Annotated in this window: 22 protein-coding genes and 2 tRNA genes; 8 read left to right on the top strand and 16 right to left on the bottom strand. The window is 68.5% G+C overall.

The genetic code is table 11. The features are described from left to right. Nucleotides 1-14: 14 nt before the first annotated feature. On the top strand, nt 15-1298 hold the full coding sequence (locus tag ACGFI6_RS02130; protein WP_393114607.1) for an aspartate aminotransferase family protein: 1284 nt from the start codon (nt 15-17) through the stop codon (nt 1296-1298). Here ACGFI6_RS02130 and ACGFI6_RS02135 read toward each other — a convergent pair. The 6 genes from ACGFI6_RS02135 to ACGFI6_RS02160 form a co-directional block, all read right to left on the bottom strand. Then, on the bottom strand, nt 1261-2868 hold the full coding sequence (locus ACGFI6_RS02135; RefSeq protein WP_393114608.1) for an alpha/beta hydrolase: 1608 nt from the start codon (nt 2866-2868) through the stop codon (nt 1261-1263). The genes ACGFI6_RS02130 and ACGFI6_RS02135 overlap by 38 nt on opposite strands. 110 nt (nt 2869-2978) lie before the next feature. Next, the gene (gene clpX / locus ACGFI6_RS02140; protein WP_393114610.1) at nt 2979-4277 is read right to left on the bottom strand and encodes an ATP-dependent Clp protease ATP-binding subunit ClpX; all 1299 of its coding nucleotides are present in this window, start codon (nt 4275-4277) and stop codon (nt 2979-2981) included. A 157-nt stretch (nt 4278-4434) separates the two neighbouring features. Further along, a complete protein-coding gene (locus ACGFI6_RS02145) occupies nt 4435-5046 on the bottom strand; it encodes an ATP-dependent Clp protease proteolytic subunit (RefSeq protein ID WP_393114613.1) in 612 nt (203 codons plus the stop codon). 31 nt (nt 5047-5077) lie between these two features. Beyond that, nucleotides 5078-5701, bottom strand: coding sequence for a ClpP family protease (locus ACGFI6_RS02150; protein ID WP_393114615.1), 624 nt, complete (start codon nt 5699-5701; stop codon nt 5078-5080). A 368-nt stretch (nt 5702-6069) separates the two neighbouring features. Next, nucleotides 6070-7488 carry a trigger factor gene (tig, locus tag ACGFI6_RS02155; protein ID WP_393114617.1) on the bottom strand — a complete coding sequence of 473 codons (1419 nt, stop codon included), beginning with the start codon at nt 7486-7488 and terminating at the stop codon, nt 6070-6072. Nucleotides 7489-7566: 78 nt separating this feature from the next. Beyond that, a tRNA-Pro gene (locus ACGFI6_RS02160) sits at nt 7567-7639 on the bottom strand. Nucleotides 7640-7746: 107 nt separating this feature from the next. Here ACGFI6_RS02160 and ACGFI6_RS02165 point away from each other — a divergent pair. Then, nucleotides 7747-7817, top strand: a tRNA-Gly gene (locus tag ACGFI6_RS02165). Nucleotides 7818-8461: 644 nt separating this feature from the next. Here ACGFI6_RS02165 and ACGFI6_RS02170 read toward each other — a convergent pair. Beyond that, complete coding sequence (locus ACGFI6_RS02170) at nt 8462-10339, bottom strand: hypothetical protein (RefSeq protein WP_393114619.1); 1878 nt, start codon at nt 10337-10339, stop codon at nt 8462-8464. Nucleotides 10340-10484: 145 nt separating this feature from the next. On the opposite strand from ACGFI6_RS02170, the gene ACGFI6_RS02175 reads away from it, so the two are divergent. The 5 genes from ACGFI6_RS02175 to ACGFI6_RS02195 all read left to right on the top strand — a co-directional run bounded on the left by ACGFI6_RS02175 (nt 10485) and on the right by ACGFI6_RS02195 (nt 18462). After that, complete coding sequence (locus ACGFI6_RS02175; RefSeq protein ID WP_393114621.1) at nt 10485-11546, top strand: ATP-binding protein; 1062 nt, start codon at nt 10485-10487, stop codon at nt 11544-11546. Beyond that, nucleotides 11539-13317: a hypothetical protein gene (locus ACGFI6_RS02180; RefSeq protein ID WP_393114623.1), complete on the top strand. Its 1779-nt coding sequence runs from the start codon at nt 11539-11541 to the stop codon at nt 13315-13317. Before ACGFI6_RS02175 ends, ACGFI6_RS02180 begins: the two co-directional genes overlap by 8 nt. Before the next feature lie 64 nt (nt 13318-13381). Then, nucleotides 13382-14602, top strand: a complete 1221-nt coding sequence (locus ACGFI6_RS02185; protein ID WP_393114624.1) for an MFS transporter — start codon at nt 13382-13384, stop codon at nt 14600-14602. A 282-nt stretch (nt 14603-14884) separates the two neighbouring features. Further along, complete coding sequence (locus ACGFI6_RS02190) at nt 14885-16579, top strand: ABC transporter ATP-binding protein (protein WP_393114626.1); 1695 nt, start codon at nt 14885-14887, stop codon at nt 16577-16579. Continuing rightward, the gene (locus tag ACGFI6_RS02195; protein WP_393114628.1) at nt 16576-18462 is read left to right on the top strand and encodes an ABC transporter ATP-binding protein; all 1887 of its coding nucleotides are present in this window, start codon (nt 16576-16578) and stop codon (nt 18460-18462) included. The genes ACGFI6_RS02190 and ACGFI6_RS02195 overlap by 4 nt, the downstream gene beginning before the upstream one ends. 33 nt (nt 18463-18495) lie before the next feature. Here the strand turns inward: ACGFI6_RS02195 and ACGFI6_RS02200 are convergent, their stop codons facing one another. Beyond that, on the bottom strand, nt 18496-19422 hold the full coding sequence (locus tag ACGFI6_RS02200) for an RNA polymerase sigma-70 factor (RefSeq protein WP_393114630.1): 927 nt from the start codon (nt 19420-19422) through the stop codon (nt 18496-18498). A 61-nt stretch (nt 19423-19483) separates the two neighbouring features. After that, nucleotides 19484-20206, bottom strand: a complete 723-nt coding sequence (locus ACGFI6_RS02205; RefSeq protein WP_393114632.1) for a hypothetical protein — start codon at nt 20204-20206, stop codon at nt 19484-19486. 87 nt (nt 20207-20293) lie between these two features. Here ACGFI6_RS02205 and ACGFI6_RS02210 point away from each other — a divergent pair, with 87 nt between their 5' ends. Further along, nucleotides 20294-21445 (top strand): AAA family ATPase, encoded by a 1152-nt coding sequence (locus tag ACGFI6_RS02210; protein ID WP_393114634.1) that lies wholly within the window; start codon nt 20294-20296, stop codon nt 21443-21445. Nucleotides 21446-21457: 12 nt separating this feature from the next. Here the strand turns inward: ACGFI6_RS02210 and ACGFI6_RS02215 are convergent, their stop codons facing one another. The 7 genes from ACGFI6_RS02215 to ACGFI6_RS02245 all read right to left on the bottom strand — a co-directional run. After that, nucleotides 21458-22294 (bottom strand): hypothetical protein, encoded by an 837-nt coding sequence (locus ACGFI6_RS02215; RefSeq protein WP_393114637.1) that lies wholly within the window; start codon nt 22292-22294, stop codon nt 21458-21460. Further along, complete coding sequence (locus ACGFI6_RS02220; protein WP_393114640.1) at nt 22294-23016, bottom strand: CDP-alcohol phosphatidyltransferase family protein; 723 nt, start codon at nt 23014-23016, stop codon at nt 22294-22296. Before ACGFI6_RS02220 ends, ACGFI6_RS02215 begins: the two co-directional genes overlap by 1 nt. 146 nt (nt 23017-23162) lie before the next feature. Further along, complete coding sequence (locus tag ACGFI6_RS02225; RefSeq protein ID WP_393114642.1) at nt 23163-23606, bottom strand: nitroreductase family deazaflavin-dependent oxidoreductase; 444 nt, start codon at nt 23604-23606, stop codon at nt 23163-23165. A gap of 28 nt (nt 23607-23634) precedes the next feature. Further along, on the bottom strand, nt 23635-24096 hold the full coding sequence (locus ACGFI6_RS02230) for a hypothetical protein (RefSeq protein ID WP_393114644.1): 462 nt from the start codon (nt 24094-24096) through the stop codon (nt 23635-23637). 11 nt (nt 24097-24107) lie between these two features. Beyond that, complete coding sequence (locus ACGFI6_RS02235) at nt 24108-24746, bottom strand: class F sortase (protein ID WP_393114646.1); 639 nt, start codon at nt 24744-24746, stop codon at nt 24108-24110. A gap of 52 nt (nt 24747-24798) precedes the next feature. Further along, nucleotides 24799-25815, bottom strand: a complete 1017-nt coding sequence (locus ACGFI6_RS02240; protein WP_393114648.1) for a hypothetical protein — start codon at nt 25813-25815, stop codon at nt 24799-24801. A 281-nt stretch (nt 25816-26096) separates the two neighbouring features. Then, nucleotides 26097-26433, bottom strand: a 337-nt coding sequence (locus tag ACGFI6_RS02245) for a hypothetical protein (RefSeq protein ID WP_393114650.1), incomplete at its 5' end; no start/stop codon positions are given.

Raw genomic sequence — 26433 nt, forward strand, 5'->3', positions numbered from 1 at the left:
CCCTGGAGGGTGCTGTGCAGACACCACAAGCCGACCGCCTCTATGCCCGCGCCAAGCAGGTCATTGCGGGTGGAGTGTCAAGCGACGCACGCCGTGCCGAGCGGCCGCTGTTCGTGGACCACGCCAATGGTGCTGAGCTGTGGGACGTGGACGGCAACCGCTACGTCGACTACGTACTCGGCCAGGGCCCCAACCTGCTGGGGCACGCCGCACCGCTGGTCGCCGACGCGGTGTCGGCCCAGGTACGCCGTGGCGTCGCGTACTCCGCACAGCACGAGCTGGAGGCACAGGTCGCCGAGCGTCTGTGCAGCATGGTCCCGGCCGCGGAGCTGGTCCGCTTCAACACTGTCGGCTCCGAGGCGGTGCACGGAGCGATCAGACTGGCCCGCGGCCACACCGGACGGCCGAAGATCGTGAAGTTCGAAGGCAACTACCACGGCTGGCTCGATCCGGTCCTCTACAGCGTGCACCCGGACCTCGCGCTCGCCGGCGACGCCCGGCACCCGACTGCGGTCGGCGGTACGGCCGGCCAGCCGCGCCACGACGCGGACGACCTGATTGTGCTGCCGTACAACGATCTTGAAGCGGTTGCGGAGGTCATGGCTGACGACATCGCCGCCGTCATCCTCGAGCCGCTGCTCTGCAACACCGGCTGCATCACACCGGCGCCCGGCTACCTCGAGGGACTGCGCGAGCTGACTCAGCAGCACGGTTCGCTGCTGATCTTCGACGAGATCATCAGCGGCTTCCGGGTCGCTCCGGGTGGTGCCGGGGAGCTGCTCGGCGTCGTCCCCGACCTGGCCACGTTCGGGAAGGCGATGGCCGGCGGGATGCAGGTGTCCGCGCTGGCCGGCTCGCGTGCGGTGATGACCTCGATCGCCGACGGCAAGGTCGCGCACGCGGGCACGTTCAACTCGCATCCGGTCGCGATGGCGGCAGCGGACGCCGTACTGACCCACCTCGACGAGCAGCGGGACGCCGTGTACCCGCCGCTCAACAACACCGGGCTGCGGTTGATGGCGGGCCTGCGTAGGGCGGCGGAGCGGCACGGCATACCGCTGCTCGCCGACGGGCCGGGGCCGGTGTTCCAGACGTACATCACGGACCAGGCCGAGGTAACCGACTACCGGTCGTTCGCCGCCTGCGACCGGGCGGCGATGGCTCGGTTCCACGCCGGCCTGTTCGCGGGCGGGATCAACATCGTCCCGCGCGGCCTGTGGTTCCTGTCCACCGAGCACACCGCAGCCCAGATCGACGAAACTATTGCGGTAGCAGATTCAGTGCTTTCTTCCCTGTAGGAATTGGATCGAAGGGCTTGCGGTCCTGCTTACAGGTCGTGCCGTCCGCAGGCGCCTTCAACTGGGTCAGGTAGTCGGTGGTCAGCTTGTCGGCACAGGCGCTCTTGCCGATCGTCGTGTGGCCCCAACCCTCGACGGTCACCATCCGGCCGTCCGGGTACAGGTCGGCGTACGGCCTGGTCGCCTCGTACGGGGTGGCCGGGTCGTGGCGGGTGCCGAAGACCAGTACCGGCGCCTGCACCTTGTTCTGCCACGGGCCGAGGAAGGCGTCCTGGTCGCGGACTCCCATGAACTCACACTGGATGCCGATCCACGCGCGGTACGCCCCGAAGTGCGGCGCGCGCTTGTCCGCCGCGGCCGCGTACGCCGGGTAGGACAGCGGGCGACCGGACTGCTTGGCCTCGACGCACGGCTGGAGCGCGCTGCCGATCGAGGTGGTGTAGTCCTCCTGGCGGCGGTTCCACTCGATCAGCGCCTGCGGCGCCTGCACCGCTGCCTTGGCCCGGCTCGTACTGGACAGCTGTGCGAGTTGCGCCCACAGGTCGGCGAGCGCCGGGTAGCCGATCGGGTCGTACAGGTTCGAGAACGTGACCGCGACCGCGACCGCGTACGTCACCTTGATCGTGGAACCGTCCGGCAGCGGCACGTCGACCGGGTGCGTCTTCAGCCGGTCCATCGTGGACTCCACGACCGTCTTCGGGTCGCCGAGCTCGTTCAGTACGCAGTTCGCGCCGGCCTTCTTGCACTCGGCGAGGAACTGCTCGTACGTGTCGTACGCACCGTCGCCCTGCTTGAGCCGGACACCGACCGGGGCCTTGTCACCGTTCGAGCCGGAGTACCACTCGGGGCTCAGCGTGCCGTCCAGGACGAGCGCGCGGACCTTGTTCGGGAACAGCTTGGCGTACGTCGCGCCGAGGTACGTGCCGTACGAGTAGCCGGCGTACGAGAGCTTGTCGTCACCGACCGCCTGGCGAAGCAGGTCCATGTCGCGCGCGACGTTCGCCGTCGAGTAGTGCGCCAGCCGGTCCGGTGAGGTGGTCCGGCAGCTGATCGCGACCTTCGCGCCGTCCACGATGAACTGGCGCTCCTCCTTGGCGCCGACCGGGAACGGCGGGACGTTCGCCAGTGCATTGGACTCGGCAGCCGCCGTCGGGTAACAGGTCGCCGGGTCGGAGTGCCCGACGCCGCGGGGGTCGAAGCCGAGGATGTCGAACTTCGCGCGGAGCTCCGCGGAGTAGATCAGCTGCCCGGCCTGCTGGACGAAGTCCACACCCGAACCGCCGGGACCACCCGGGTTCGTGAACAGGGTGCCGATCTTGTGCGCCTGGTCCGTGGCCGGCAGCCGGGTCAGCGCGATCGTGGTGGTCGGCCCGTGCGGCTTGTCGTAGTCGGTCGGCACCTCGACACTCGCGCACTGGAACGACTTCAGTTTCGGGTCGGTGCCACAACTGCCCCAAGCGATCTTGGGTACATCGGTCTTCGCCTGGGCGACGGCGGCAGTCATCGGCGTCAGCAGTACCAGCGCCACGCCGGCGACAGACAGTCTTCGAAGGATTCTTCTGGGCGTCATGTCACCGACCGTAGGCGGGCCGCTGCTCCCGGCGCGTCCACCACGAGAAGGAGGCCGGGACCCCACCTGCTGGTGGACTCCCGGCCTCCTCCTTCAGACTTTCGAACCCGCTAGGCGCTCTTCTCGCGGCGGTCGCGCTTGGTGCGCTCGATCTGGTCGCGCGGGATCAGCGTCGGGTTGACGTTCTCCAGGACGACCTCGCCGGTGACGACGACCTTCGCGACGTCCTCGCGGCTCGGCACCTCGTACATCACGTTCAGCAGGACTTCCTCCATGATCGCCCGCAGACCACGGGCGCCGGTGCCGCGCAGCAGCGCCTGGTCGGCGATCGCCTCGACCGCGTCGTCATCGAACTCGAGCTCGACGTTGTCGATCTCGAACAGCCGCCGGTACTGCTTGACCAGCGCGTTCTTCGGCTCCGACAGGATCTTGATCAGCGCGTCCCGGTCCAGCGGGGACACCGTCGTGATCACTGGGAGCCGGCCGATGAACTCCGGGATCAGACCGAACTTGAGCAGGTCCTCCGGCATCACGTCGGCGTACCCGCCGAGCTCCTTCGGCTTCTCCGGCTCGCGCACGGCGTTGAATCCGAGGGACTTCTTACCGACCCGCTGCTCGACCATGTGGTCCAGGCCGGCGAACGCGCCGCCGACGATGAACAGCACGTTGGTCGTGTCGATCTGGATGAACTCCTGGTGCGGGTGCTTGCGGCCGCCCTGCGGGGGCACGCTCGCCGTCGTCCCCTCGAGGATCTTCAGCAGCGCCTGCTGCACGCCCTCGCCCGAGACGTCCCGGGTGATCGACGGGTTCTCGCTCTTGCGGGCGATCTTGTCGACCTCGTCGATGTAGATGATCCCGGTCTCGGCCTTCTTGACGTCGTAGTCCGCAGCCTGGATCAGCTTCAGCAGGATGTTCTCGACGTCCTCACCGACATACCCGGCCTCGGTCAGCGCGGTCGCGTCCGCGATCGCGAACGGGACGTTCAGCATCCGGGCCAGGGTCTGGGCGAGATACGTCTTGCCGCAGCCCGTCGGGCCGATCAGCAGGATGTTCGACTTGGCCAGCTCGACGGCCTCGTCCTTCGCGTGCCGGCCGGCGCTGGAGCCGCCCTGGCCGTCGCGGACCCGCTTGTAGTGGTTGTACACCGCCACCGCGAGTGCCTTCTTGGCCACGTCCTGACCGACGACGTACGCATTGAGGAAGTCGTAGATCTCCCGCGGCTTCGGCAGCTCGGTGAGTCCGACCTCGGAGCCCTCGTTCAGCTCCTCCTCGATGATCTCGTTGCAGAGATCGATGCATTCGTCGCAGATGTAGACGCCGGGACCGGCGATGAGCTTCTTGACCTGCTTCTGACTCTTGCCGCAGAACGAGCACTTGAGCAGGTCACCGCCGTCACCAATGCGTGCCACCGGGACAGATCCCTTCTATGCGCAGTCGGACCGATTTCGACGGTACCCCGTACGGGGCCGAAAAACCGCGCCCGCCACCGGGTTGTGACTACGCCGGTGGCGAACGCTTCAGGCTCTTGACAGCCGGTCAGACCGGCCGCCGTTGAACTGAACCTGTTCAGACGCCGGCCGGGACCGGGGCCTTGAGAGACTCGAACACCTGGTCGATCAGGCCGTACTCGACGGCCTGCTCGGCGGTCAGGAACTTGTCCCGCTCGATGTCGCGGGACACCTCCTCGATCGCCTTGCCGCTCGCGTCGGCGATCATCTTCTCCAGCAGCGCGCGCAACCGGAGGATCTCGTTGGCCTGGATCTCGATGTCGCTCGACTGGCCGTAGGTGCCTTCGGTGGCCGGCTGGTGGATGATGATCCGGCTGTTCGGCAAGGCGAACCGCTTGCCCGGCGTACCGGCGGCGAGCAGCACCGCTGCGGCCGAGGCGGCCTGGCCGAGGCACACCGTCGAGACATCCGGCTTGATGTAGCGGATCGTGTCGTAGATCGCGGTCAGCGCGGTGAACGAGCCGCCCGGGGAGTTGATGTAGATGCTGATGTCGCGGTCGGAGTCCATCGACTGCAGGCACAGCAGCTGCGCCATCACGGCGTTCGCGATCTCGTCGGTGATCGGCGTCCCGAGGAAGATGATCCGGTCCTCGAACAGCTTCGTGTACGGGTCGATCCGGCGCATGCCGTACGACGTGCGCTCCTCCCACTGCGGGATGAAGTAGTTCATGTGATGCTGTCCTTAACTGAGGAGTGGGAGATCAGGAGTTCGGGCTGCCCTGGCTGAGCTGAGCGGCGCTGGTGACCACGTGGTCGATGAAGCCGTACTCCTTGGCCTGCTCGGCGGTGAACCAGCGGTCCCGGTCGGCGTCGTTCTCGACCTGCTCGAGCGGCTGGTTGGTGTGCTCGGAGATCAGCCGGAACAGCAGCGCCTTGAGGTGCAGCGACTGCTCGGCCTGGATCTTGATGTCCGAAGCCGTACCGCCCATGCCGCCGGACGGCTGGTGCATCATGACCCGCGTGTGCGGCAGCGCGTAGCGCTTGTTCTTCGCACCGGCGCAGAGCAGGAACTGGCCCATGGAGGCGGCCAGGCCCATCCCGACGGTCGCGACGTCGTTCGAGATCCACTGCATGGTGTCGTAGATCGCCATGCCGGAGTCCACCGAGCCACCCGGCGAGTTGATGTACAACCAGATGTCCGCGTTCGGGTCCTGCGCGTTCAGCAGGAGCATCTGCGCGATGATCGCGTTCGAGTTGTCGTCGCGAACCTCGGACCCCAGGAAGATGATCCGGTTCTTCCGCAGCTCGCGGTAGATGTCGTCGTCTTGTCCGCCGGATCCGTTGCCGCCCGCGGCGGTGGGGCTGGCTGCAAATGTCTCGTTCACGAACCCGACATTACTGGTCGACGGCGACAGACCTAAGGCTGGGCCGGAGGTGTTCGCTCACGGCGCACCGTTCGCCTCGCTGTCGCGTCGCCGGCGTCTGCTGTCAGCGAATTCGTACGGCTCACCAACCACAGAGCACAACCGAGCCGGACTCCTCACGGGCCGCCCGCTCAGGGACGTCGGCAGGCTCGGTGTCCGGCCGGACCTCAGGCTCCTCCAGCAGCGCCGCCACACCCGCCTCCTCCGCTCGGAAATCGTTTCACCGGCCACGCTAACCCGGCATTCTTACAGTCCGGTCGCGAACGTACGGCGGCATGCGAACGGCCCGGACCCACAGCGGGGCCCGGGCCGTGTCGGCAACTGCGGGGTCAGGCCTTCGCAGGCTCCGGCTCCTCGGCGGACTCCTCGGTCGCCGCGGCCGCCGCGGCACCGTCGGTGGCCTCCGCCGCCTCCGGGTCCGCGTACGTACCGTCCGGCTGCAGGGTCTTCAGCTCGACCGTGTTGCCGGAGGCATCCGTGACCGTGGCGTTCTCCACCAGGTAGGCCAGCGCCTTGCCGCGCACGACCTCCGAGACCAGGCTCGGGACCAGGTTGTTCTCCACGGCGTGCTGGGCGAACTGGTCCGGGCTGACGCCGGAACGCTGCGCGTGCCGGACGATGTGCTCGGTGAGCTCCTGGTCGTTGACGCTCAGCTCCTGCTGCTCGGCCACCAGGTCCAGCACGAACTGGGCCTTGATCGCGTCCTCGGAACGCTTCTTCAGGTCCTCGTCGAACTCGTCCTGGCTCTGCTCCTCGCCCTCGAGGAACTGCTCCATGGTCATCCCCGAGTACCCGAGCTGCTGCTCGAGGTTCTCCCGGCGGGCGGCCAGCTCGTCGGTCAGCAGACCGTCCGGAACCGGCACGTCGACCAGCGTCAGAATCTTCTCCAGGACCGCGTCGCGCGCCTCACCGGCCTGCTCGAGGCGCTTGCCGCGCTCCAGCCGGGTCTGCACATCCGCCTTCAGCTCGTCGGCGGTGTCGAACTCCGACGCGGTCTGCGCGAACTCGTCGTCGAACTCCGGGAGCTCCTGCTCCTTGACGGCGGTCACGGTCACCTCGACGTCGACGTCCTCGCCCTTGAGCGAACCGCCGACCAGCTGCGTGACGAAGGTCTTCTTCTCGCCGGCGCTCAGCCCGACGACCGCCTCGTCCAGGCCGTCCAGCAGCTGACCGCTGCCGACCTGGTACGACAGGCCGGTCGCCTGCGCCTCCTCGACCTGCTCGCCGTCCTTGCTGGCCGACAGGTCGATGGTGATGAAGTCGTTGTCGCCGGTGGCGCGCTCGACCGGGTTCAGCGAGCCGAACCGCTGCCGCAGCGCCTCGATCTGCTCGGTGACCTCGTCGTCGGAGATCGCGATGTCCTCGACCTCGGCCGACAGCCCCTCGAGATCCGGCAGCGTGATCTCCGGCCGCACCTCGACCTCGGCCGAGAACTGCAGGCTCTCGTTGTCGTTGAAGTCCGTGACGTCGACCTCAGGGCGGCCGATCGCCTTCACCTGGTTGTCGCTGACCGCCTGCGAGTAGAGCTTCGGAAGCGCGTCGTTGATCGCCTCCTCGAGCACCGGGCCGCGGCCGACCCGCTGGTCGATCACCTGCGGCGGGATCTTGCCCTTGCGGAAGCCCGGCACCACGATCTGCTGGCCGATGCTCTTGTACGCCGCGTCGAGGCTCTCCTTGAGCTCCTCGAACGGCACCTCGACGATGAGCTTGACCTTGGTCGGGCTCAAGGACTCGACGGTGCTCTTCACGGTGGCGGTTCTCCTTGATTCGGTGACATGGTGCGACGCCGGGCGGCCGACGCCACAGCCGGCTCTGCACGGGGTTTGTCGGGGCGACAGGACTCGAACCTGCGGTCTCCTGCTCCCAAAGCAGGCGCGCTAGCCACTACGCTACGCCCCGCAGTGACCGCACGAGTCTAGCTGCCCCGGACCAGTGCTCGCGCCACCGGGGCCCCGCAACAACCGTTTTGAGTCCGAAGCCCCCGATGTGGAATCATGTCCGGGCACGCGGGTGTAGCTCAATGGTAGAGCCCTAGTCTTCCAAACTAGCTACGCGAGTTCGATTCTCGTCACCCGCTCGGGCGAGCGGCGAGGCATGCCTGCGGAAAGCGCAGGCGGTCTCGCCCTCTTCTTTTGTGCGCCCTCGCTGCGCTCGGCGCAGGCGGGGGCTTCGCCACCCGCACCCCCTGCGCCTTCGCTTCGCTCGGCTCCTGGGTCGGGTTGAGTGGTTCGGCGCGGGGGCAGGGTCGGGTTGGGCATTTCGGCGCGGGAGTTGGCTCGGGTTGGGTCGGTTCGCCTCTGAGCTCTCCTCACGCTTGCGCGTCGCGAAGCGTCCGGCGGGTTCTCCACCCGCCTTGTAGGTTCTCCGGTTGCACACCAGCGGGGAACCCACTGCGGCAGTGGTTAACCCCTGAAATTGCGGACGAGGCTCGAGGGCGGGGCCGCCCAGAAGGGCGTCGTTGTGTCGGGCTCTTGTTGGACCGCCATGCAGGCAGAAGTGCCAATTTTCGACGATCCAGGCCCGTTTGAGGGGGTTCTGCCTGCGTGGCGGTACGGGCGGGCTCTTGGCGAGCACACCGACCGCACCACGGGGCGAGCGGTGAGCTTGGCGTCGGGTCGTGGGAGGTGGTCGGGGACACGCCGTCACCTACGACAGCGATCCACGACTCGGCGAGGTTCTGGCGGTTCTCCGGCGGGTTGGCGGTTCTCCGGCGGGTTGGGGTTATTGGCGGAGCAGGGCTACGGCGTCGATCGCGGCTGGGGATGTCGAGGTGCTGACGATCTTCAGTGGGCCGCTGCGGAAGGGGGTTATGGGGAGGTAGGTGACTGCTCGGGTTGTGGTGGTTGCGGCCAGGTTGACGCTGCCTACCTTGATGTTGGCGTGGTAGATGTCTACTCGGCCTTGGCCCGGGCCGTGGATCGCTACCACGGCGATGCGCAGGCCGGCCTCGGTGGCTTTGTAGAGGTAGGCGCCATTCGCGCGCAGGATTGTTGTGGTGCCTTGGAAGGCCAGAGAGTTGGTGGCGCGGGTGACTGTGCCTGCTGTTGTCAAGGCTCGGTCGTCTTCGGGGGCTGCTGAGCAGATGGGGGCCGACCAGGCTGAGAGGTTGCCCAGATAGTCGCGGGCTCGGACCATGAAGCATTCGTCCCAGCCCAGGCGGGGGGCCCAGGTGATTGACGTGATTCGGGTGTTCTGCCAGACCGCCGGGTAGATCCACTTGCCGAGCGCGACGCCCGTCGCGGCGGTTTTGTAGACGACGTCGTACGAGGCGATGTCAGTGTCGTCCTTGTACGTCCAGCGGACTGTTGCGGAGCCGCTCAGTTGGACTCGGTCGCCTATGCGCCAGGTAATCAGGGCAGGTGCTGTGCCGTCCACCTCGCTGCAGTAGGAGGAGCTCCAGGCGCTGAGGTTGCCGGCGTAGTCGCGGGCTCGCACTTGCCAGCAGGTGTCGGTGCCGATGGGGGCGGTCAGGCTGGCGGCTGTGGTCTTCAGGCCCTGCCAGGCGGGGACCTGGTTCCAGGCTCCGTACGGGGACGTGCGGTTGGGGCGTTGCTGGATCCGGATGTCGTACGTGTTTACGCCGGTTGCTGGTGAGTTCGGGTCCTGGGGGTCGTCGTACGTCCACTCGAACGAAAGGCTCGTGTTGTCGCGGATGCGGTCGCCCGCGGATGCGTGGGTCAGTACGGGCGCAACCGTGTCGGGGTGCTCTTGCGGGTCGGCGGTCAGCCAACTGAGGGCGGCGATGCGCGGTTTGCTTGCGTCGTCGGCGTACACCAGTTTGGCCAGCCCGGAGCCGTCTGGCTGGAAGCTGGGGGTCGCGGTGCGGATCGGGCCGTAGCTGCGCTGGCCCAGGGCCGGGTCGTTGAGGTCTGTGACCAGCAGGCTCGACCCGGACGTCTGTACGGCGAACCCGTTGCCCAGCTGGGAGTCCGCGGACACAGTGAGGTTCCGCGGCGGTTGCGGGCCGCTGACGTCGACGACCTGGCTGCAGCCACTCAGCACTGCCCAGCGTCCGTTGACGTCGCCCGGGCCGACAGAGCACGCACTCGCGACCAGCACGGTCTTCACGTGACCGGTGGTGAGGTTCTTGCCGTCCAGATGCCCTGGCTCGGTCACCTTCCACAGTGTGTCGCCGGACAGCGCGAACGGCGGTGCCACGTCGGCCAGCTTGGCCTTGGACGCGACGTCGTACACCTCTGCGGTCGCGGCGCTCGGCCCGCGGTGCGAGACGAGCTTTCCGCCCTTCCCGAGCACCACCTCGTCCGCTGCCGGGAACGTGAGCCCGCCGACCTTCGCGGTGGTGCCGTCGAACGTCAGCAGCGCAGCGCCCTCCACCTGCAACGCCTTGCCGCTACTCGCACCACCGGAAGCCGTCCACGTCGTCCCGTTGTTGCTGGTCTCGTAGACCGCATGGGACGTCGGATCGGACACGACCACCCGGGCGCCCGACAGACCGACGTCGGCCGACGCGTGCCCCGGCACCAGAGTCCCCTGCTCCGGCGGATCGGCGGCACTCGCCTGCAGCCCGGTCAAGGACGCAGACAGCGGCAGCAGTACGGCGGCGCAGGCAGCAGCCACCTTGGCACGAAAGCTGGTCACGAGAGACCCCCCAGTACTCCTAAGACATCGCGCCGCACCTTAACCAGTAACCGCTGGTAACGGAAGCACAGTGGAAAACAGAGTGACACACGGTGACCTCAAGAGGATGCTGGACTGCTGCGCACACACCAGCCGAAAGGGACGGATGCAGGCGGGAATCACGGTATCGGCGGCAGAACTGCCCGAGGTGCTGCTGCACGTCGCAGTAGTACGCCCGGTCTTCCTCTGGGGAGCACCTGGGATCGGCAAGAGCAGCCTGGTACGGGCGTTCGCAGAATCGCTCGGTCTGGAGTGTGTGACCCTCCTGGGGACCCAGCTCGCGCCGGAGGATCTCATCGGCGTACCGCAGATCGTCGATGGCCGCAGCCGCTTCGCCCCGCCGGTGGCGATCGCCCGCGACGAGCCGTACTGCCTGTTCCTGGACGAGCTGAACGCGTCGTCCGCCGAGGTGCAGAAGGCGTTCTACTCACTGATCCTGGACCGCCGCATCGGCGAGTACGAGCTGCCCGAAGGGTCCGTCGTGATCGGTGCCGGCAACCGCGCCACCGACAACGCACTGGCCCGTCCGATGGCGAGCGCACTGGTCAACCGGCTGGTCCACGTGCACCTGCGGGCGTCCGCGACCGACTGGCTGCAGTGGGCCGGTACGGCAGGCATCCACCCATGGGTACTGGAGTACCTGCGCAACCGCCCCGACCACCTGTGGACCGCCCCGCCGAAGACCGAGGAGCCGTTCTCCACACCGCGGAGCTGGCACATGCTGTCCGATGCGCTGCAGTCGTACGGCGACGACGTGTCCGACGAGACGCTCCGGGTGCTTGCCTTCGGCACCTTGTCCGCGGCGCACGCGTCCACGTTCCGGGCGTACGTGAAGACGGTGCGGCACGCGTTCGGGCTGGACGCCGTCCTCAAGGGCGAGACCGGCTGGCCAGCGGCCCCCGAGGACCGCGACCTGCTGTACTTCCTGGCCGAGACGTTCCGTGCGCGGCTGGTCAAGGAACTGGCGGCCGACAAGGCATCCGCGAGCCCGGCGGCGCGGCAGCTCGCGCACCGCGGCAAGGCGCTGCTGGTCGAGCTGGCGGAGATCTCGCTCGAGGTGGCGCAGCTGGTGATCGCGTCCGACGAGGACGGCCGCCCGGTGCTGCCGACGTGGTTCCTGGTCGAGGTGAGCCGCGACCTGCCCCGCCTGGTGGCGGCCCGTGCCTAAGCGCAGGAAGGCGCAGCGCGACCCTGCCTGGGAGGCGATCCAGGCCGGCTGGGCCACCGTCGCCCGGCATCCGTTGTTCGCCCCAATGATCTCCTGGGGGAACAGCCCGGTCCGCGACGACACCGTCCCCAGCGACGCGTGGGCGATCATCGACGCGAATGGGCGGATCCGCACGCACCGGACCCGCCGCGGGAGCGCCGACGAGTGGGCCTGGGTCTTTGCGCACCTGCTGATCCACCTGGGTCTCGGCCACGTTATCCGCGACGGCCCCGAGCCGGACCAGGCCGCCGGCGCTGCGTACGACGTGGCGGTCAACCGCTACCTGGACTCGCTCAAGCTCGGCACGCCGGTCGTGGAACTGCCTGCCAACTTCCCGGGGATGGACGAGGACGCACTGGCCCGGATGTGGCGGCGTGAGGGAGTACCTCCGGAGTACGAGCGTCTCGGCGTGGCAGGTCACTCCCCCGACTTCGAGGCGATTCCTTGGAACGGCTGGGGCAAGCCGCCGGAGTGGGGCGAGATGTTCGCGGCAGGGCTGTCCGCCGCGGCGGCAGCGGCTGTCGAGCTCGCGGGTGGCGCCCGTTCGTCGCTGAGCACCAGGGGACGCGACGACTGGGACCTCGCGCTCGGCTGGTTCGTCTCGTCGTACCCGCTGCTCGGAGCGATCGCGTCGACCATGCGGATCGTCGCCGACGTGGAGCTCGCCCGCGGCTGGGACATCCACGTCGCTGCGGTGAACGCTGCCGCCGGCGAGATCTACGTGAACCCACTGACCGTCCTGTCGGTGAGCGAGTGGCGGTTCGTGATGGCGCACGAGATGCTGCACGCCGCACTCCGCCACGGCGAGCGGGTCGGCGGCCGCGACCCGTACCTGTGGAACGTCGCGGCGGATCTGGTGATCAACGGCTGGCTGCTGGAGATGGGTGTCGGCACCATGCCGGACGGCGCGCTGCACGATCCGGCGCTCAAGGGCATGTCGGCGGAGGAGGTGTACGACCGAATCACCACCGACCTGCGCCGCTACCGCAAGCTGGCGACGCTGCGCGGCGTCGGGCTCGGGGACGTACTCGGCCACCCCCTGCCGCACGCCGGCGAGGCCGCACGAGCCGCTGGGCTGGACGACATCTACCGCCGTGCGTTGAACACCGGGCTCGCGTACCACGACTCCTCTCGCGGCACGCTCCCTGCGGGCCTGGTCGAGGAGATCCGCGCACTGGACCACCCGCCGCTCGCCTGGGACGCCCAGCTGGCCCGCTGGTTCGAGGAGCACGTACCGGCCGTTGAGAAGACCCGTACCTACGCCCGCGCCTCCCGCCGCCAGTCCGGTACGCCTGACATCCCCCGCCCCGGCTGGATCCGCCCGGTCGAGCTGGAGCGGCTCCCGACGTACGGGGTCGTGCTGGACACGTCCGGGTCGATGGACCGCGAGTTGCTCGGCAAGGCGCTCGGGGCGATCGCCTCGTACTCGCGCGCTCGCGACGTACAGGCCGCACGGGTGGTGTACTGCGACGCGGCGGCGTACGACGCCGGTTACGTACCGGTGGACGACATCGCTGGACGGATGAAGGTGCACGGTCGTGGCGGGACGATCCTGCAGCCGGGCGTCGATCTGCTGGAGCGGGCGGACGACTTCCCTGCGCACGGTCCGATCCTGCTCATCACCGACGGGCAGTGCGACGTGGTCCGCGTACGCCGGGAGCACGCTTGGCTGATCCCCCGCGGGGCCTCCCTGCCCTTCACCGCCCGAGGGCCCGTGTTTCGCGTGCAGTGAACCCGCTCTGCTCCGAGCGAACAGGCGTAGCCGAACGGCTCTGCACAGTGACAGGTTCGCTGCCATGGCATGGGTCGTGAGGGGTGAGTTCCGGAAGCTCTGGATAGGGCAGCTGGTGTCGGCGTCGGGCAGCGCCGTCACCACTGTCGCGCTGCCGCTGGTTGCTGTGGTGACTCTGCAGGCCTCAGCCGTCCAGATGGGCGCACTGTCGGCGCTGTCGATCGCCCCGCACCTCGTGTTCGGACTACTGGCCGGCGTCTGGGTCGACAGGTGGTCGCTACGACGCGTACTGATCTGGACGGACCTCGGACGGCTCGTACTCCTCGGCTCCGTGCCTGTAGCGGCCGCACTGGGATGGCTGCGGATCGAGCAGCTCTATGCCGTCGCCGTACTGACCGGAGTTCTCACTCTGCTCTCGGACACCGCCTCCCAGACGATGCTCCCAGGACTGGTGCCGTGTGAAGACCTGCTGCGAGCCAACAGCGCCGCCCTGCTGAACTACAACCTCGCGTCGACACTCGGACCCTCGGCGGCCGGTCTCCTGGTACAGGTGCTCACGGCACCGTTCGCGCTCGTTGTCGACGCTGCGTCGTACGTCGTGTCCACCGTGACGGCGTACCTCATCCGTGAACCCGCTCGCCCACCAGCGCGGTCACGGGCCGAGGTACGGCTGTCTGCGGGGCTCCGGGTGCTGTTCGGCCACGAGATGCTCCGGCCGCTCGTTGTCTCGGCGGGGGTCGCAGCCATGGCCGGTGCGATGGGGGGACCCCTGACCGTTCTCTACCTGGTGCGGGAGCTGCACAAATCACCGGGATTCGTCGGACTGACTCTCACCACCTTCGGCGCCGCGGCGGTCGCCGGAACCTTCGTCGCCACCGCCTGGTGCGACCGGGTCGGTCTCGGGCGTTCCTATCTGTCCGGTGTATTCCTAGCGTCACTGAGTGGTGTCGCTCTGTTTACCGGGATAACACCGGTGATCCTTCTGGGGCAGGTGTTCGCCGGCCTCGGCATGTCGCTGTTCGGCGTCCCGCAACGCACCCTGCGGCAGTCCCTCGCACCGCCGCATCTCCTCGGCCAGGTGATCGCCTCCTGGCGCACCCTGGTCATCGGTGGCCAGACCGTCGGCGCAGGTCTGTCCGGCGTCGTCGCGACCGGGATAGGCATCCGTCCGACGCTGCTGATCCCCACCGCCGGGATGCTCGCCGGTCTGCTCGTCGCGGCGCTCTCTCCGCTCCGCGGACTGCGCGAAGTGCCCGAAAGGGCGCGATCGGTAACACGGGACTGATAGCGATCCGTGATGAATAACGGGACCCCTTCCGCGTGGAGCCGCGGCGGCCTATTGCGATTCATCAGTGGGGAATGGAATGGGCAGGACAAGCGCTTACCTGTTGAGCGATACTGGAAAGTGCGCCGTTTTCAGGTCGCCAAACCCTTTTCTGAACCGAAGTAGATGGGAAGTGCGCCCGTCCAGATGCCCTCAGAGCACCGTGCCCACGCGCCGTCGATCGCTGCCCCTTCCACCCGTGCCCCAGAACGTAGCCGTAACCTCTGGCGGCTCCGTCCCTATTTGAAGCCGCACCGCTGGCGGCTCTCGGTGATGTTCGTCACCGCGATGCTCGGCGTCGGCGTCAGCCTCACCGTCCCGCTGGTCACCCGAGCCATCATCGACGGCCCGGTCACCCGGCGAGAGTTGAGCATGCTGGTCCCGCTGGCGCTGCTCGCGCTCGGACTGAGCATCTCCGAAGTCCTGCTGGTCTGGATGCGCCGCTGGGCGCAGTCCCGCACCGTCAGCGACCTCGAGGCCACGCTCCGGCAGGACCTGTACGTCCGGCTGCAGTCGCTGCCGATGGAGTTCCACACCCGCTGGCAGAGCGGTCAGCTGCTCTCCCGCGTGACCACCGACCTGTCCACGATCCGCCGGTTCATGGGCTTCGGCCTGCTGTTCCTGGTGATGAACATCCTGCAGCTGGCAGTGGTGACGATCCTGCTGCTCCAGCTGTACTGGCCGCTCGGTCTGGTCGTCCTGGTGGCCGCCGTACCGATCGTGATGGTGTCGCTGAAGTTCGAGAAGAAGTACCTGCGGATCTCCCGCAAGGTGCAGGACCAGCAGGGCGACCTGGCCACGAGCATCGAGGAGTCCGCGCTCGGTTTCCGGGTCATCAAGGCCTTCGGGCGCCGGCCGTACGTCCAGCGGCAGTTCGACGAGGAAGCGACGACGCTGTACGACACCGAGGTCGCCAAGGTCCGGCTGGCCTCCCGGTTCTGGAGCTTCCTCGGCGTCATCCCGAACCTGACCCTGGTGATCGTGCTGCTGCTCGGCGCGCTCGCCGTCGGCCGGGAGGCGATCACGCTCGGCACCCTGGTCGCGTTCATCACGCTGATGCTGTCCCTGGTCTGGCCGGTCACCTCGCTCGGCGCGATCCTCGCGATGGCGCAGGAGTCGATGACCGCGGCGGACCGGATCAGCGAGATCCTGGACACCCACTCGGTGATCCAGTCCGGTCCGGAGGAGCTCACCAACTCGCGCGGGCACCTGCGCTTCGAGCACGTCGGGTTCCGTTTCTCCGACGACTCGACCGAGGTCCTGCACGACATCAACCTGGACCTGACTCCGGGGACGACGCTCGCACTCGTCGGCGCCACCGGGTCCGGCAAGACCACCCTCACCGCACTCGTACCCCGGCTGTACGACGTGACAGCGGGGCGGATCACCATCGACGGGCATGACATCCGGGACCTGTCCCTGGTGTCGCTGCGGACGGCGGTGGCATCCGCGTTCGACGACCCGACGCTGTTCTCCATGAGTGTTCGGGAGAATCTGACACTCGGCAGGCCCGACGCCTCTGAAGCAGAGGTACAGCAGGCGCTGGATGTCGCCCAGGCGCAGTTCGCCAACGACCTCCCGTGGGGGCTGGAGACCCGCGTCGGTGAGCAGGGCATGTCGCTGTCGGGTGGTCAGCGGCAGCGGTTGGCGCTGGCGCGCGCAGTGCTCGCCAAGCCGGCCGTCCTGGTGCTGGACGACACCCTGTCCGCGCTCGACGTACACACCGAGGCTCTGGTCGAGGAGGCACTGCGGAACGTGCTCTCGGAGACCACCGGCATCGTGGTCGCGCACCGCGCGTCGACCGTGATGCTGGCCGACCAGGTCGCTCTGCTGCAGAACGGCACGGTCACCCACGTAGGAACCCACCATGAACTGCTGACGACGGTCCCGGCCTACCGGCACCTGCTCGCAGCCGAGGAAGAGGAGGTGCCGGCATGACGACGACCCAGCAGACACCTCCGGAGGCCTCGGAACCGGAGAAGTCCCAGGACGAGCAGCAGCCCGAGGAGCAGAGCTGGCGGGGTCTGTTCGAGGAGGACCCCGACCGGGAGATCTCCCGCGCGACCAGCATCCGGCTGAAGGAGGACTCCCGGAAGCTGCTCGGTGAGCTGCTCCGGCCGTACCAGAAGCTGATCTGGCTGCTGGTGGTGATCGTGATCGTCGAGAACGGCGCCCGGCTCGCCGTGCCGTACCTGGTGCACCTGGGGATCGACGACGGCATCCCGCCGATCCTGGCGGGCGAGGGCTCCAAGCAGCTGATCGGCATCGTGATCGCGGTGCTCTTCTCGGCGCTCCTGCAGGCGTGGGCGCGGCAGCTGTTCCTGATGCGGTCCGGCCGGCTCGGCCAGACCATCCTGCTCGGGCTGCGGAAGCGGGTGTTCGATCACTTCCAGCGGTTGAGCCCTGCGTTCCACGACAAGTTCACGTCCGGCCGGGTGATCTCCCGGATGACGTCGGACGTACAGGTCATCGACGAGATGCTGGCGAACGGCTTCGACGGGCTGGTCACCGCAGTACTGACCCTGGTCGGTACGTCGATCATCCTGCTCACGCTGGACCTCAAGCTCGGTCTGCTCGCGCTGCTGTCGTTCCCGGCCCTGGTCGCCCTCACGGCCTGGTTCCGGAAGCGCTCCGGGGCCGTGTACCGGCAGACGCGGGAAGCCGTCGTGCTGGTCATCGTGCACTTCGTCGAGTCGATGACCGGGATCCGCGCGGTGCAGGCGTTCCGCCGCGAGCCGCGCAACGAGGAGATCTTCCACGGGGTCAACGACCGCTACCGGCAGGCGAACCTCGAGGCGTTCCGGCTGAACGCGATCTTCATGCCGTCGATCAAGGGCGTCGGCAACATCACCATCGTCGCGATCCTGGCGTACGGCGGTTACCAGGCGTACCACGGGCACGTGACGGTCGGTGTGCTGACCGCGTTCCTGCTGTACCTGCGGCAGTTCTTCGAGCCGCTGCAGGACATCTCGCAGTTCTACAACACCTTCCTGTCCGCGTCCGCGGCGCTGGAGAAGCTGTCCGGCGTCCTGAACGAGACCCCGGACGTGCCGGAGCCGATCCAGCCGGCCAAGCCCGGCAAGGCGCGCGGCCAGCTGGAGCTGCGGAACGTCCGCTTCGAGTACGTCGAGGGCGTACCGGTGCTCCCGGGCCTGCAGCTCGAGGTACCGGCGGGCCAGACGCTTGCGCTGGTCGGCACGACTGGTGCGGGCAAGACGACCATCGCGAAGCTGGTGTCGCGCTTCTACGACCCGACCAGCGGCCACGTGCTGCTCGACGGCGTGGACCTGCGGGACCTGGCCGAGGACGATCTGCGGCAGCGGGTCGTGATGGTGACGCAGGAGAACTTCCTGTTCACCGGATCGGTCGCCGACAACATCCGGTTCGGCAAGCCGGACGCGACGATGGAGGAGGTCGTCGAGGCCGCCAAGGTGATCGGCGCGCACGACTTCATCAGCGCACTGCCGAACGGGTACGACACCGCGGTCGAGAAGCGTGGATCGCGGTTGTCGGCGGGGCAGCGGCAGCTGGTCGCGTTCGCCCGGGCGTTCCTGGCGGACCCGGCCGTCCTGATCCTGGACGAGGCGACGTCAAGCCTGGACATCCCGAGCGAACGGCTGATCCAGCGGGCGCTCAAGACGATCCTGGCCGACCGGACCGCGATCGTGATCGCGCACCGGCTGTCCACGGTCGAGACCGCCGACCGCGTGCTCGTTCTGGAGTACGGCCAGATCATCGAGGACGGCTCGCCCGACCACCTGATCACCATCGACGGCCACTACGCCGGGCTGCACCAAGCCTGGGAAGAGTCACTGGCCTGACGCACTGGGGCGCAGGGGTTCTCCCCTGCGCCCCTACGGGTCCCGGCGGGCGGCGGTGGTCTCCTGCACGACGGCCCAGGCGTCTGCGACCGGGCCGAGGTGCCGGAGCTTGTCCGGGTTAACCACCGCGCGAATCGCCTGCACCTGTCCGTCGGCGATGTCCAGCGTCCAGGTGTTCACCACCTGGCCCTCGCTGTTGCGGAAGATCGCCCCTGGCTGCCCGTTCACCACCTGCGGCTCCACGACCCCGCCTATCTGCGCGAACGGCGCTGCCAGCGCCACCAGCATCCGCGCCACGTTCCCGGCGCCGGCGACCACGCCCCGGCCCCACTGCGGCGCCTTGCCGCCGGCGTCTCCGACCAACTGCACGTCCGCCGCCAGGAACTCCAGCAGGCTGCCGACGTCGCCTTCCTTGAACGCGTCGAAGAAGCGCACCGCCAACGCCTCCTGGGCGCGCTGGTCCGCCGCGAACCTCGCGCGCCCGGCCTCCATGTGCCGGCGTCCCCGTACGACCAGCTGGCGGCACGCGGCCTCGGAGCGTCCCACGGCGGACGCCACCTCCGCGAAGCTGAACCCGAACACCTCCCGCAGGACGAACGCCGCGCGCTCCAGTGGCGACAGCCGCTCAAGCAGGAGCAGCGCTGCCATCGACACCGAGTCGGCCAGCTCGGCCGCCCGCTCCGGGTCCTCGTACGGGTCCGAGAGCAAGGGCTCCGGGAACCACGGCCCGACGTACTGCTCCCGCCTGTGACGCGCGGAGCGCAGTACGTCGACAGAGATGCGGGTGACGACAGCAGACAGGTACGCCTTCGTGGAGACCGGCTCCATCGGCGAAGCCGAGTACCGGAGCCAGGTGTCCTGTACGGCGTCCTCCGCCTCGCTGACACTGCTGAGGATCCGGTAGGCGATCGAGAACAGCAGCGGCCGCAGCTCCTCGAACTGCTCGTCCTTCGAAGGCATCAGCTCGTCATCACTCCTCGTCTTTGGACCATACGACGAGGCAGGGCGCTCCGTTGTGACATCACCGCCAGCTGATGGCACCCAGGTCGTAGAACTTGTTGTAGTCCGGCTCCCCGCCGACGAACTCGTCGTCGTTGCCGTACGGCGGATCGAGGTACTGGATCCGCCCCAATGGATCCTTGGGTGAGACCGCACCGATCACGCACGTGGTGTCCGACGACCCGAGCGTACCCAGCTGTAGCGCCGCGCCGTGCGGATCGCAGCCGGCGACGCCGCCGAGGCCGATCTGGTACGCGGTCGCGCCGCCGCTGCGGAGCATCGCCGTCAGTCGCGGACCACGAAAGCCGGTCAGGTCGATGTCGGAGACGTTCGTGATGACGATCGGCGCGTAGTAGACGACCTGTCCCTTTGCCGGTCGCATCTCGGCCCCCAGCTGCGCGGCCAGTTTCGCCGGCGCCTTCTGCGGCCGCTGCGCGACGATCGAGACCACGCCACGGGTACCGGTCCCGGCGTCGTCGAAGAACTCGACCGGTACGATCGCCGGCCGCCCGAACCGCAGCGTCTGCTTCGGCTTCGTCATCCCGCCTCCGACCCGCAACGGCCCCTTGGCGGAGATCGTGAAGGCCTTGATCGTCGGCGTCGGCGAGGGTGTGGGGGTTGGCGTCGACGACGCTGCCGCCGACGGGCTGGGCTGCCCGCCGGCCGGGGCAGCCGCCTGTTTCGGCGACGTACCGCAGGCCGCGAGGGCGAAGGACATCACGCAGACGAGGATCGGTTTCAGCACCTGAAAACCGTAGGCAGTCGAGGCGCTCGTACCGGCCCGATGGCACGAAGCGGTCATGCTGTCGGTGGCTGGCGATAGGTTCGACGTGTGCTTACCACGTTGGCTGTCGAGAACTACCGGTCGCTCCGGCGGATCGTCGTGCCGTTGGGTGGGCTGAACGTGGTGACCGGCGCGAACGGGACGGGGAAGTCGAGCCTGTACCGGGCGCTCCGGTTACTGGCCGATGCCTCGCGCAACGGTGCGGTGGCGGCGCTGGCGCGGGAGGGCGGGCTCCAGTCGACGCTGTGGGCGGGCCCCGAGCACGTCCGCAAGGACCGGCCGACGCAGGGCACCCGGCGGACGGGGCCGGTGACGTTGCGGATGGGGTTCGCCGGCGACGACTACGGCTACCTGATGGACCTCGGGCTGCCGATCGCGCACGGGTCGCAGTTCGACCTGGACCCGGAGATCAAGCGCGAAGCTTTGTGGGCCGGGCCGTTTCTCCGGCCGGCCGCACTGCTGGTGGAGCGCAGCAACCATGACGTACGGATCCGCGCGGCCGGTGGTGAGTGGCAGCGCGCGGGTCATCAGCTGCAGACGTTCGACAGCATGCTGAGCGAGTTCGCGGACCCCGAGCGCGCGCCGGAGCTCCTGGTGGTGCGGGAGCGTCTGCGCGGCTGGCGGTTCTACGACCACTTCCGTACCGATGCGACCGCACCGGCCCGGCGGGTGCAGGTCGGCACCCGGACCGCTGTCCTCGCCCCGGACGGCGCGGACCTGGCTGCGGCGCTGCAGACGGTCCGCGAGCTGGGCCCACGCGGCGCGCTGGACGAGGCGATCGAGCTGGCGTTCCCGGGCAGCCGCATCGAGGTCACGAACACCGCCGGCCGCTTCGAGATCGCGTTCCATCAGCACGGGTTGCTGCGACCGCTGTCCGGCGCAGAGCTGTCCGACGGCACCCTGCGGTACCTGCTGTGGGTCGCCGCGCTGCTCACCGCGCGTCCGCCCGAGCTCCTGGTCCTCAACGAGCCTGAGACCAGCCTGCACCCCGACCTGCTGCCCGCCCTCGCGAACCTGGTCGTCACCGCTGCCAAGGAGACCCAGGTGATCGTCGTCTCGCACTCGCGCCCGTTCATCAGTGCGCTCGCGGCCCTCTCCCCCGAGCTGCAAACGATCGAGCTGCTCAAGGAGCAAGGCGCCACCACCATCACCGGCCAAGGCCCCCTCGACGAGCCGCCGTGGAAGTGGCCGACCCGTTAGTGCTTGACCGACTCAGTGCTTGACCGACTCGAAGCGGACCAGGATGACGGAGCCGGTCGCGGACAGGGCGAAGCCGAGGACGGCCGCGGGCCACCAGCCGTCACGGACGGCGTCGTTGAGGACGAAGACGCCGACGGCCGCCGGTGTGATGGTTTGCAGGGCGATCATCGGTGTGGTCGCCAGCGTTACCGAGCCGCGCTGCAACGCCAACGAGTACAGGATGAAGGCGAGTGCCCCACTGAGCGGCAACGTGTACAGCGTGGGGCTGTGGAGCAGCTCGCTGATCGACCCGTCCTTAAGCAAGCGCGCCGAGATCGCCACACCGGCGTACCCGAGACCCGCCAGCAGGCCGAGCAGTGCGGTCGAGGCGCCGTGCTGCGAGCGACTGGCGACACCGCCCAGTACTGCGATGGTCACGAGCCCGACGACGATGCCGATCGTGAGGCCGTGATGTTGCGCGCTGGCGCCCGCGCCACCGGCCGCGACCGCAAGCAGGCCGAGCCCGACCACGACGCCGAACACCGCGGACCACTCGAGGGTGCTCAACCGGTCCGACATCAACCGGGTCGCCAGCAGCGCCGTGACCACGAGGCTGACCGCGATCCCCGCCTGCGCGAGGTACAACGGCAACAGCCGCAACGCGACGAAGTGCAGCCCGAAGCCGGCCAGGTTCAGCGCCAGGGCCCCGAGGAACGCGGGCTGCTTGAGCAGCTTGACCACGAACCCACCGAGCCGCCGCGGATCCAGCTCCGACTCGGTCGGAACCTTCCGCGAACCGACCGCCTGCAGAATCGCCCCGATACCGAACAGCACCGCGGCACCGAGTGCCGCGCCGAGACCGAGAACCACTACGAAACGACCCTACGTCGCCAGGTCAGGTACAGGCTGAGGGCGCCGTAGTACACCAGGTAGGCCAGGGAGATCGCGACCACGATCGCGTTCGGGTCGGGCATCTGCGCCAGCAGCACCGCGTACGAGGCGAGCCAGATCGCGGTCGTCAACAGGTTCAGCGAGCGGAACGCCTTGGTGCGCGACGGGTACACGTACTTCACCGGGATGAAGACCAGCACCGAGAACACGACCAGCAGCACGCCGGTGGCGACCGGGCTGAGGCCGAGCACGATGATGTAGAACGCGACCACGTTCCAGTAGCTCGGGAAGCCCAGGAAGAAGTGGTCCTCGGTCTTCGCGTCGACCCGGCAGAACTGGTAGCTGGAGGCAAGCAACGGCAGCGCGCCGAGCACGCCGCCCCAGGTGCCGGCCGGGAGGTACCCGCCGGTCCAGAGCAGCACGATCGGCGCGAACGCGTACGTCAGGTAGTCGACGATGTTGTCGAGCATCGCCCCGTCGAACCACGGGATGGTCTCCTTCACCCGCAGCCGGCGCGCGAGCATCCCGTCGGTCCCGTCGATCACCAGGGCGGCGAGCCCGAGCCAGAGTGCCCGGACGGCATCGCCGTCGATGGCGGCGATCACGATCAGCAGCGCGAGCACCGTTCCGCTCGCGGTATAGGCATGCAGTGCAAGTCCGGCCAGACGCAGCCGCGTCGACCCGACGAACGGTTCCCGCACCGCGTCGTGTGTGGTCAGGACATCTCCCAGAACTCAGGCGACGCAGAGCGCCGGGCCGGGTCAAGGTCAACCCGGCCGTCGCCAGCGTCTCACAAGCCTGGTCCCGCCCCCGTCACCGACCGTCATCCGGAGCGAGATCTTTGCAGCTACTTGACCGGGTCGAGCAGGAACAGCGGGATCTTCCGGGTGGTCTTGGTCTGGTACTCCGCGTACGGCGGGTAGGCGGCGACGGCCCGCGGCCACCACTCCTCGTACTCGGCGCCGTCGATCTCGCGGGCGACGTAGTCACCGTGCAGCTCGCCGTCCTGCAGGGCCACCTTCGGGTCGGCCTTCAGGTTGTTGTACCAAACGGGGTTCTTCGGGGCGCCGCCGAGCGACGCGACCGCCGCGTACACGCCGTCCTGCTCGACGCGCATCACCGGCACCTTGCGGATCTTGCCGGACTTGGCGCCGCGCATCGTCATCAGCACCACCTTCATGCCCTGGATGCTGACCGCGTCGGTGGTGCCGGCCTCGGTCACCTTGTCGACCTGGTCCCGGACCCAGCCGGCGGTGCTCGGTGCGTACTCGTCGTCGTGTTTAGATGTCATGTCACCAACTCTAGCCGCAGCGCGACGCTCAGACCGCGCAGGACTGCAGCTGAGTGGCGGTCGCGATCGTCGCTTCGATCCACCGGCGGCGCAGGAAGTGCGCCTTGAGCAGCCGGTGCACGCCGTCCAGCACGACCAGCCGGCCGCGGTACGCGACCAGGTTGATCGGGAAGTCGAGGTCCGCGTCCATCACCCGCTGGTAGTGCGCGCGGAAGTTCATCGGGGTCTCCGCGACCTGGTGCGGGGTGACCCTGAACCGCTCCCCCTCGAGCTGCCACAGCGGCAGGTCGAACATCCAGACCAGGTCGGCGATCTCGACCGGTTCCACCTTCAGGTCGAGCTCCCACAGCTTCGCCAACTGCCAGCGGTACGGCGGGAACACCTCCCGCAACGCCTCCGGCATCATCGCGACCAGTTCCTCGAACGAGACGTCCGGCGCGGCTCGATCCGCCGCCTGCCCGAACGCGTCACCCAGCCCATCGATCGTCACGACGCAGCACGCTACGCCATCGGTACGGCGACCACGACCACGTTGCTGAGATAGATCTGACCGTTCCAGTCCTCACACGTGACGAGCACCAGTCGTCCCGGAACACCTTGGTCGAACACCTGGGCCGCACGCTTCGCCAGCGTGGCCTTCCGGTACGTCGTCACCGTCACGACCTTGTACCGCAGGGGGCCTCGCACAGTCGCGACCTGGACGACGGACCCGGGTACCAACTGGTCGAGGTCGTCGAAAGCACCGCCGCCGTTGTGCACCGTGTGACCGGTGATGACGGCTGAACCGCGGGCGGCACCGGGCTGCGCACCGCCCGACCACCAGCCGACCGTCGACGCGTCGGACGGCGGCGTCAGTGCGGCGTGCACCGCCTTGATCGAGACGACCGGGGCGGTCACGTTCAACTGCGGGATGCTGATCGAGGTCGGGCGGCCAGGGCGCTGCGCGACCGCCGTACGAGCGGGCGTCGGTGCCGGCCTCGGGACTGCTGCGGCCGGCGGATGCGCGCGCGATTCCACGGCAACCGGAGTTCTTCCGGCGGTGGCCGGAGACGGCGGCGTCACCGCGCTCGCACCGTCATCGCGGCCGAACTGCAGGTAGGCGCCGGCGGCGAGCACCCCCAGACCCACGACCGCGACCACCCCGCTCCACCGCAGTGGAGCGGGACGGCCGCGACGACGTGCAGGGCTCACCTCAGACGCTGTGCTTTCCGCGTCGGCGGAGGGCGACGAAGCCACCACCCGCGAGCATCGCACCACCGGCCGCGAGCAGCAGACCGCCCACCAGACCGAACGGGCTGTTGCCACCGGCACCCGAACCGCTGTCCGGTCCCCCGAAGCCGGCGTCGACCTCGGTCGGCACACCCTGCGTCGGCGTGCCGGACGGTACGTCGGCAACCGGCGTCGACTGGCTCTCGGTCGGCGCGGTCTCGGACGGAGTGTCCGACGTGGCCGGCGGCGTGTCCGTCGTGGTCGCCGGCGGGGTGTCGCTCGTCGGCGGCGGCGTGTCCGTGGTCGGAGGCGGCGTGTCCGTCGTGGGCGGCGGCGTGTCGGTCGTCGTCGGCGGCGGGGTGTCAGTCGTCGGAGGCGGCGTGTCCGTGGTCGGCGGAGGGGTATCGGTCGTCGGAGGGGGCGTGTCGCTCGTCGGCGGCGGCGTCGGGCTGGTGGGCGGCGGCGCGTCGCAGCCCGTCACCCAGAACACCTTGTGCTTGGTGTCGTTGCCGATCGACCCGTCCGCGTGGACCGTGATCTTGACGTGGTAACCCTGCTTCGGATGCGGCTGACCGGTGAACTTCAGCGTGTACACCTCGCGCGCGTCGAGGTCGTTGCCGCCACCCGCGGCGTCCTCGCCGATGAACGGGTTCAGGTTGCCGGAGACAACCTGGAGCCCGGCGTCCGCGGTCGGCGACTTGTCCTCGAACTTGACCGTTGCGTGGAAGTCGTCGCCTTTGTCGTAGTTGTAGAACTCGACACTGAACGTGCAGCCCTGGTGGGGGTTGTTGTTCGGCGGCTTGTCCGTGAGTACCGCGTCTTCGATCTTGATCGTGCCGTTGTTGCCCGGCGGGTTGTGACCGTGGCCTGCGGTTGTCTGGTCGGCGTTGGCGGAGGGCGCGACGAGCAGAGCCGTGGCGCCGAGTAGCAGTGAAAGCGCTCCGGCTCCGGCGAAGATGCCGGCCCCCCGGGAACGCTTGCCCATCTGGGTCATGTCCATCCTCGATGCAGGGTAGATGAAGTCCAAAGAAGTATTTCGGTTTCGTTACAGTAGTCAAGGCGCTCCGGTAACGATTGGTCGCACAGATCGCACTGTTATCCACAGGTGGACACGTACGGGCGGGAGGCAATGACCGTCAGTACGTGTCCACCTGTTGTTGCCGATGACAAGTTCGTCAGCGGGTGTGGCGTCCGTGGCGCCGGAGCGAGGCGATCGCACCGCCGGCGAGGAGCATGCCGCCGAGGGTCATCAGGATGCCGCCGGCCTCGTTCGGGCGGCTGTCACTCGCCGCAGCCAGGCGCGGCGGTGGGCCGGAGAGCCCGGCATCCACAGCCGTCGGTACGCCCGGAGTCCCCGAATCGGTCGCCCTCGGCGCCGACGTCTGCACCCCCGAAGGCACCGGCGTAGTCACCGTCCCCGACGGAGTACCCACCGGCGCAGTCGCCGACGTCGCCGGAGGCGTCGCCACAGGAGTAGTCGACGGCGTCGTAGGCGGAGTGGTCGGAGGCGTCGTAGGCGGCGTTGTCGGCGGACCGGTCGGAGGCGTCGTAGGCGGAGTCGTCGGCGGAGTTGTGGGTGGCGTTGTTGGCGGCGTTGTTGGCGGCGTTGTTGGCGGAG

The sequence above is a fragment of the Kribbella sp. NPDC048928 genome, assembly GCF_043197975.1.
GTDB lineage: Bacteria > Actinomycetota > Actinomycetes > Propionibacteriales > Kribbellaceae > Kribbella.

Bases quoted from the DNA above. Each gene is read 5' to 3' on its own strand.
- ACGFI6_RS02135 (WP_393114608.1), bottom strand. From the start codon at position 2,868: ATGACGCCCAGAAGAATCCTTCGAAGACTGTCTGTCGCCGGCGTGGCG.
- ACGFI6_RS02145 (WP_393114613.1), bottom strand. From the start codon at position 5,046: ATGAACTACTTCATCCCGCAGTGGGAGGAGCGCACGTCGTACGGCATG.
- ACGFI6_RS02240 (WP_393114648.1), bottom strand. From the start codon at position 25,815: ATGGACATGACCCAGATGGGCAAGCGTTCCCGGGGGGCCGGCATCTTC.
- ACGFI6_RS02195 (WP_393114628.1), top strand. From the start codon at position 16,576: ATGACGACGACCCAGCAGACACCTCCGGAGGCCTCGGAACCGGAGAAG.
- ACGFI6_RS02185 (WP_393114624.1), top strand. From the start codon at position 13,382: ATGGCATGGGTCGTGAGGGGTGAGTTCCGGAAGCTCTGGATAGGGCAG.
- ACGFI6_RS02225 (WP_393114642.1), bottom strand. From the start codon at position 23,606: ATGACATCTAAACACGACGACGAGTACGCACCGAGCACCGCCGGCTGG.
- ACGFI6_RS02175 (WP_393114621.1), top strand. From the start codon at position 10,485: ATGCAGGCGGGAATCACGGTATCGGCGGCAGAACTGCCCGAGGTGCTG.
- ACGFI6_RS02200 (WP_393114630.1), bottom strand. From the start codon at position 19,422: ATGCCTTCGAAGGACGAGCAGTTCGAGGAGCTGCGGCCGCTGCTGTTC.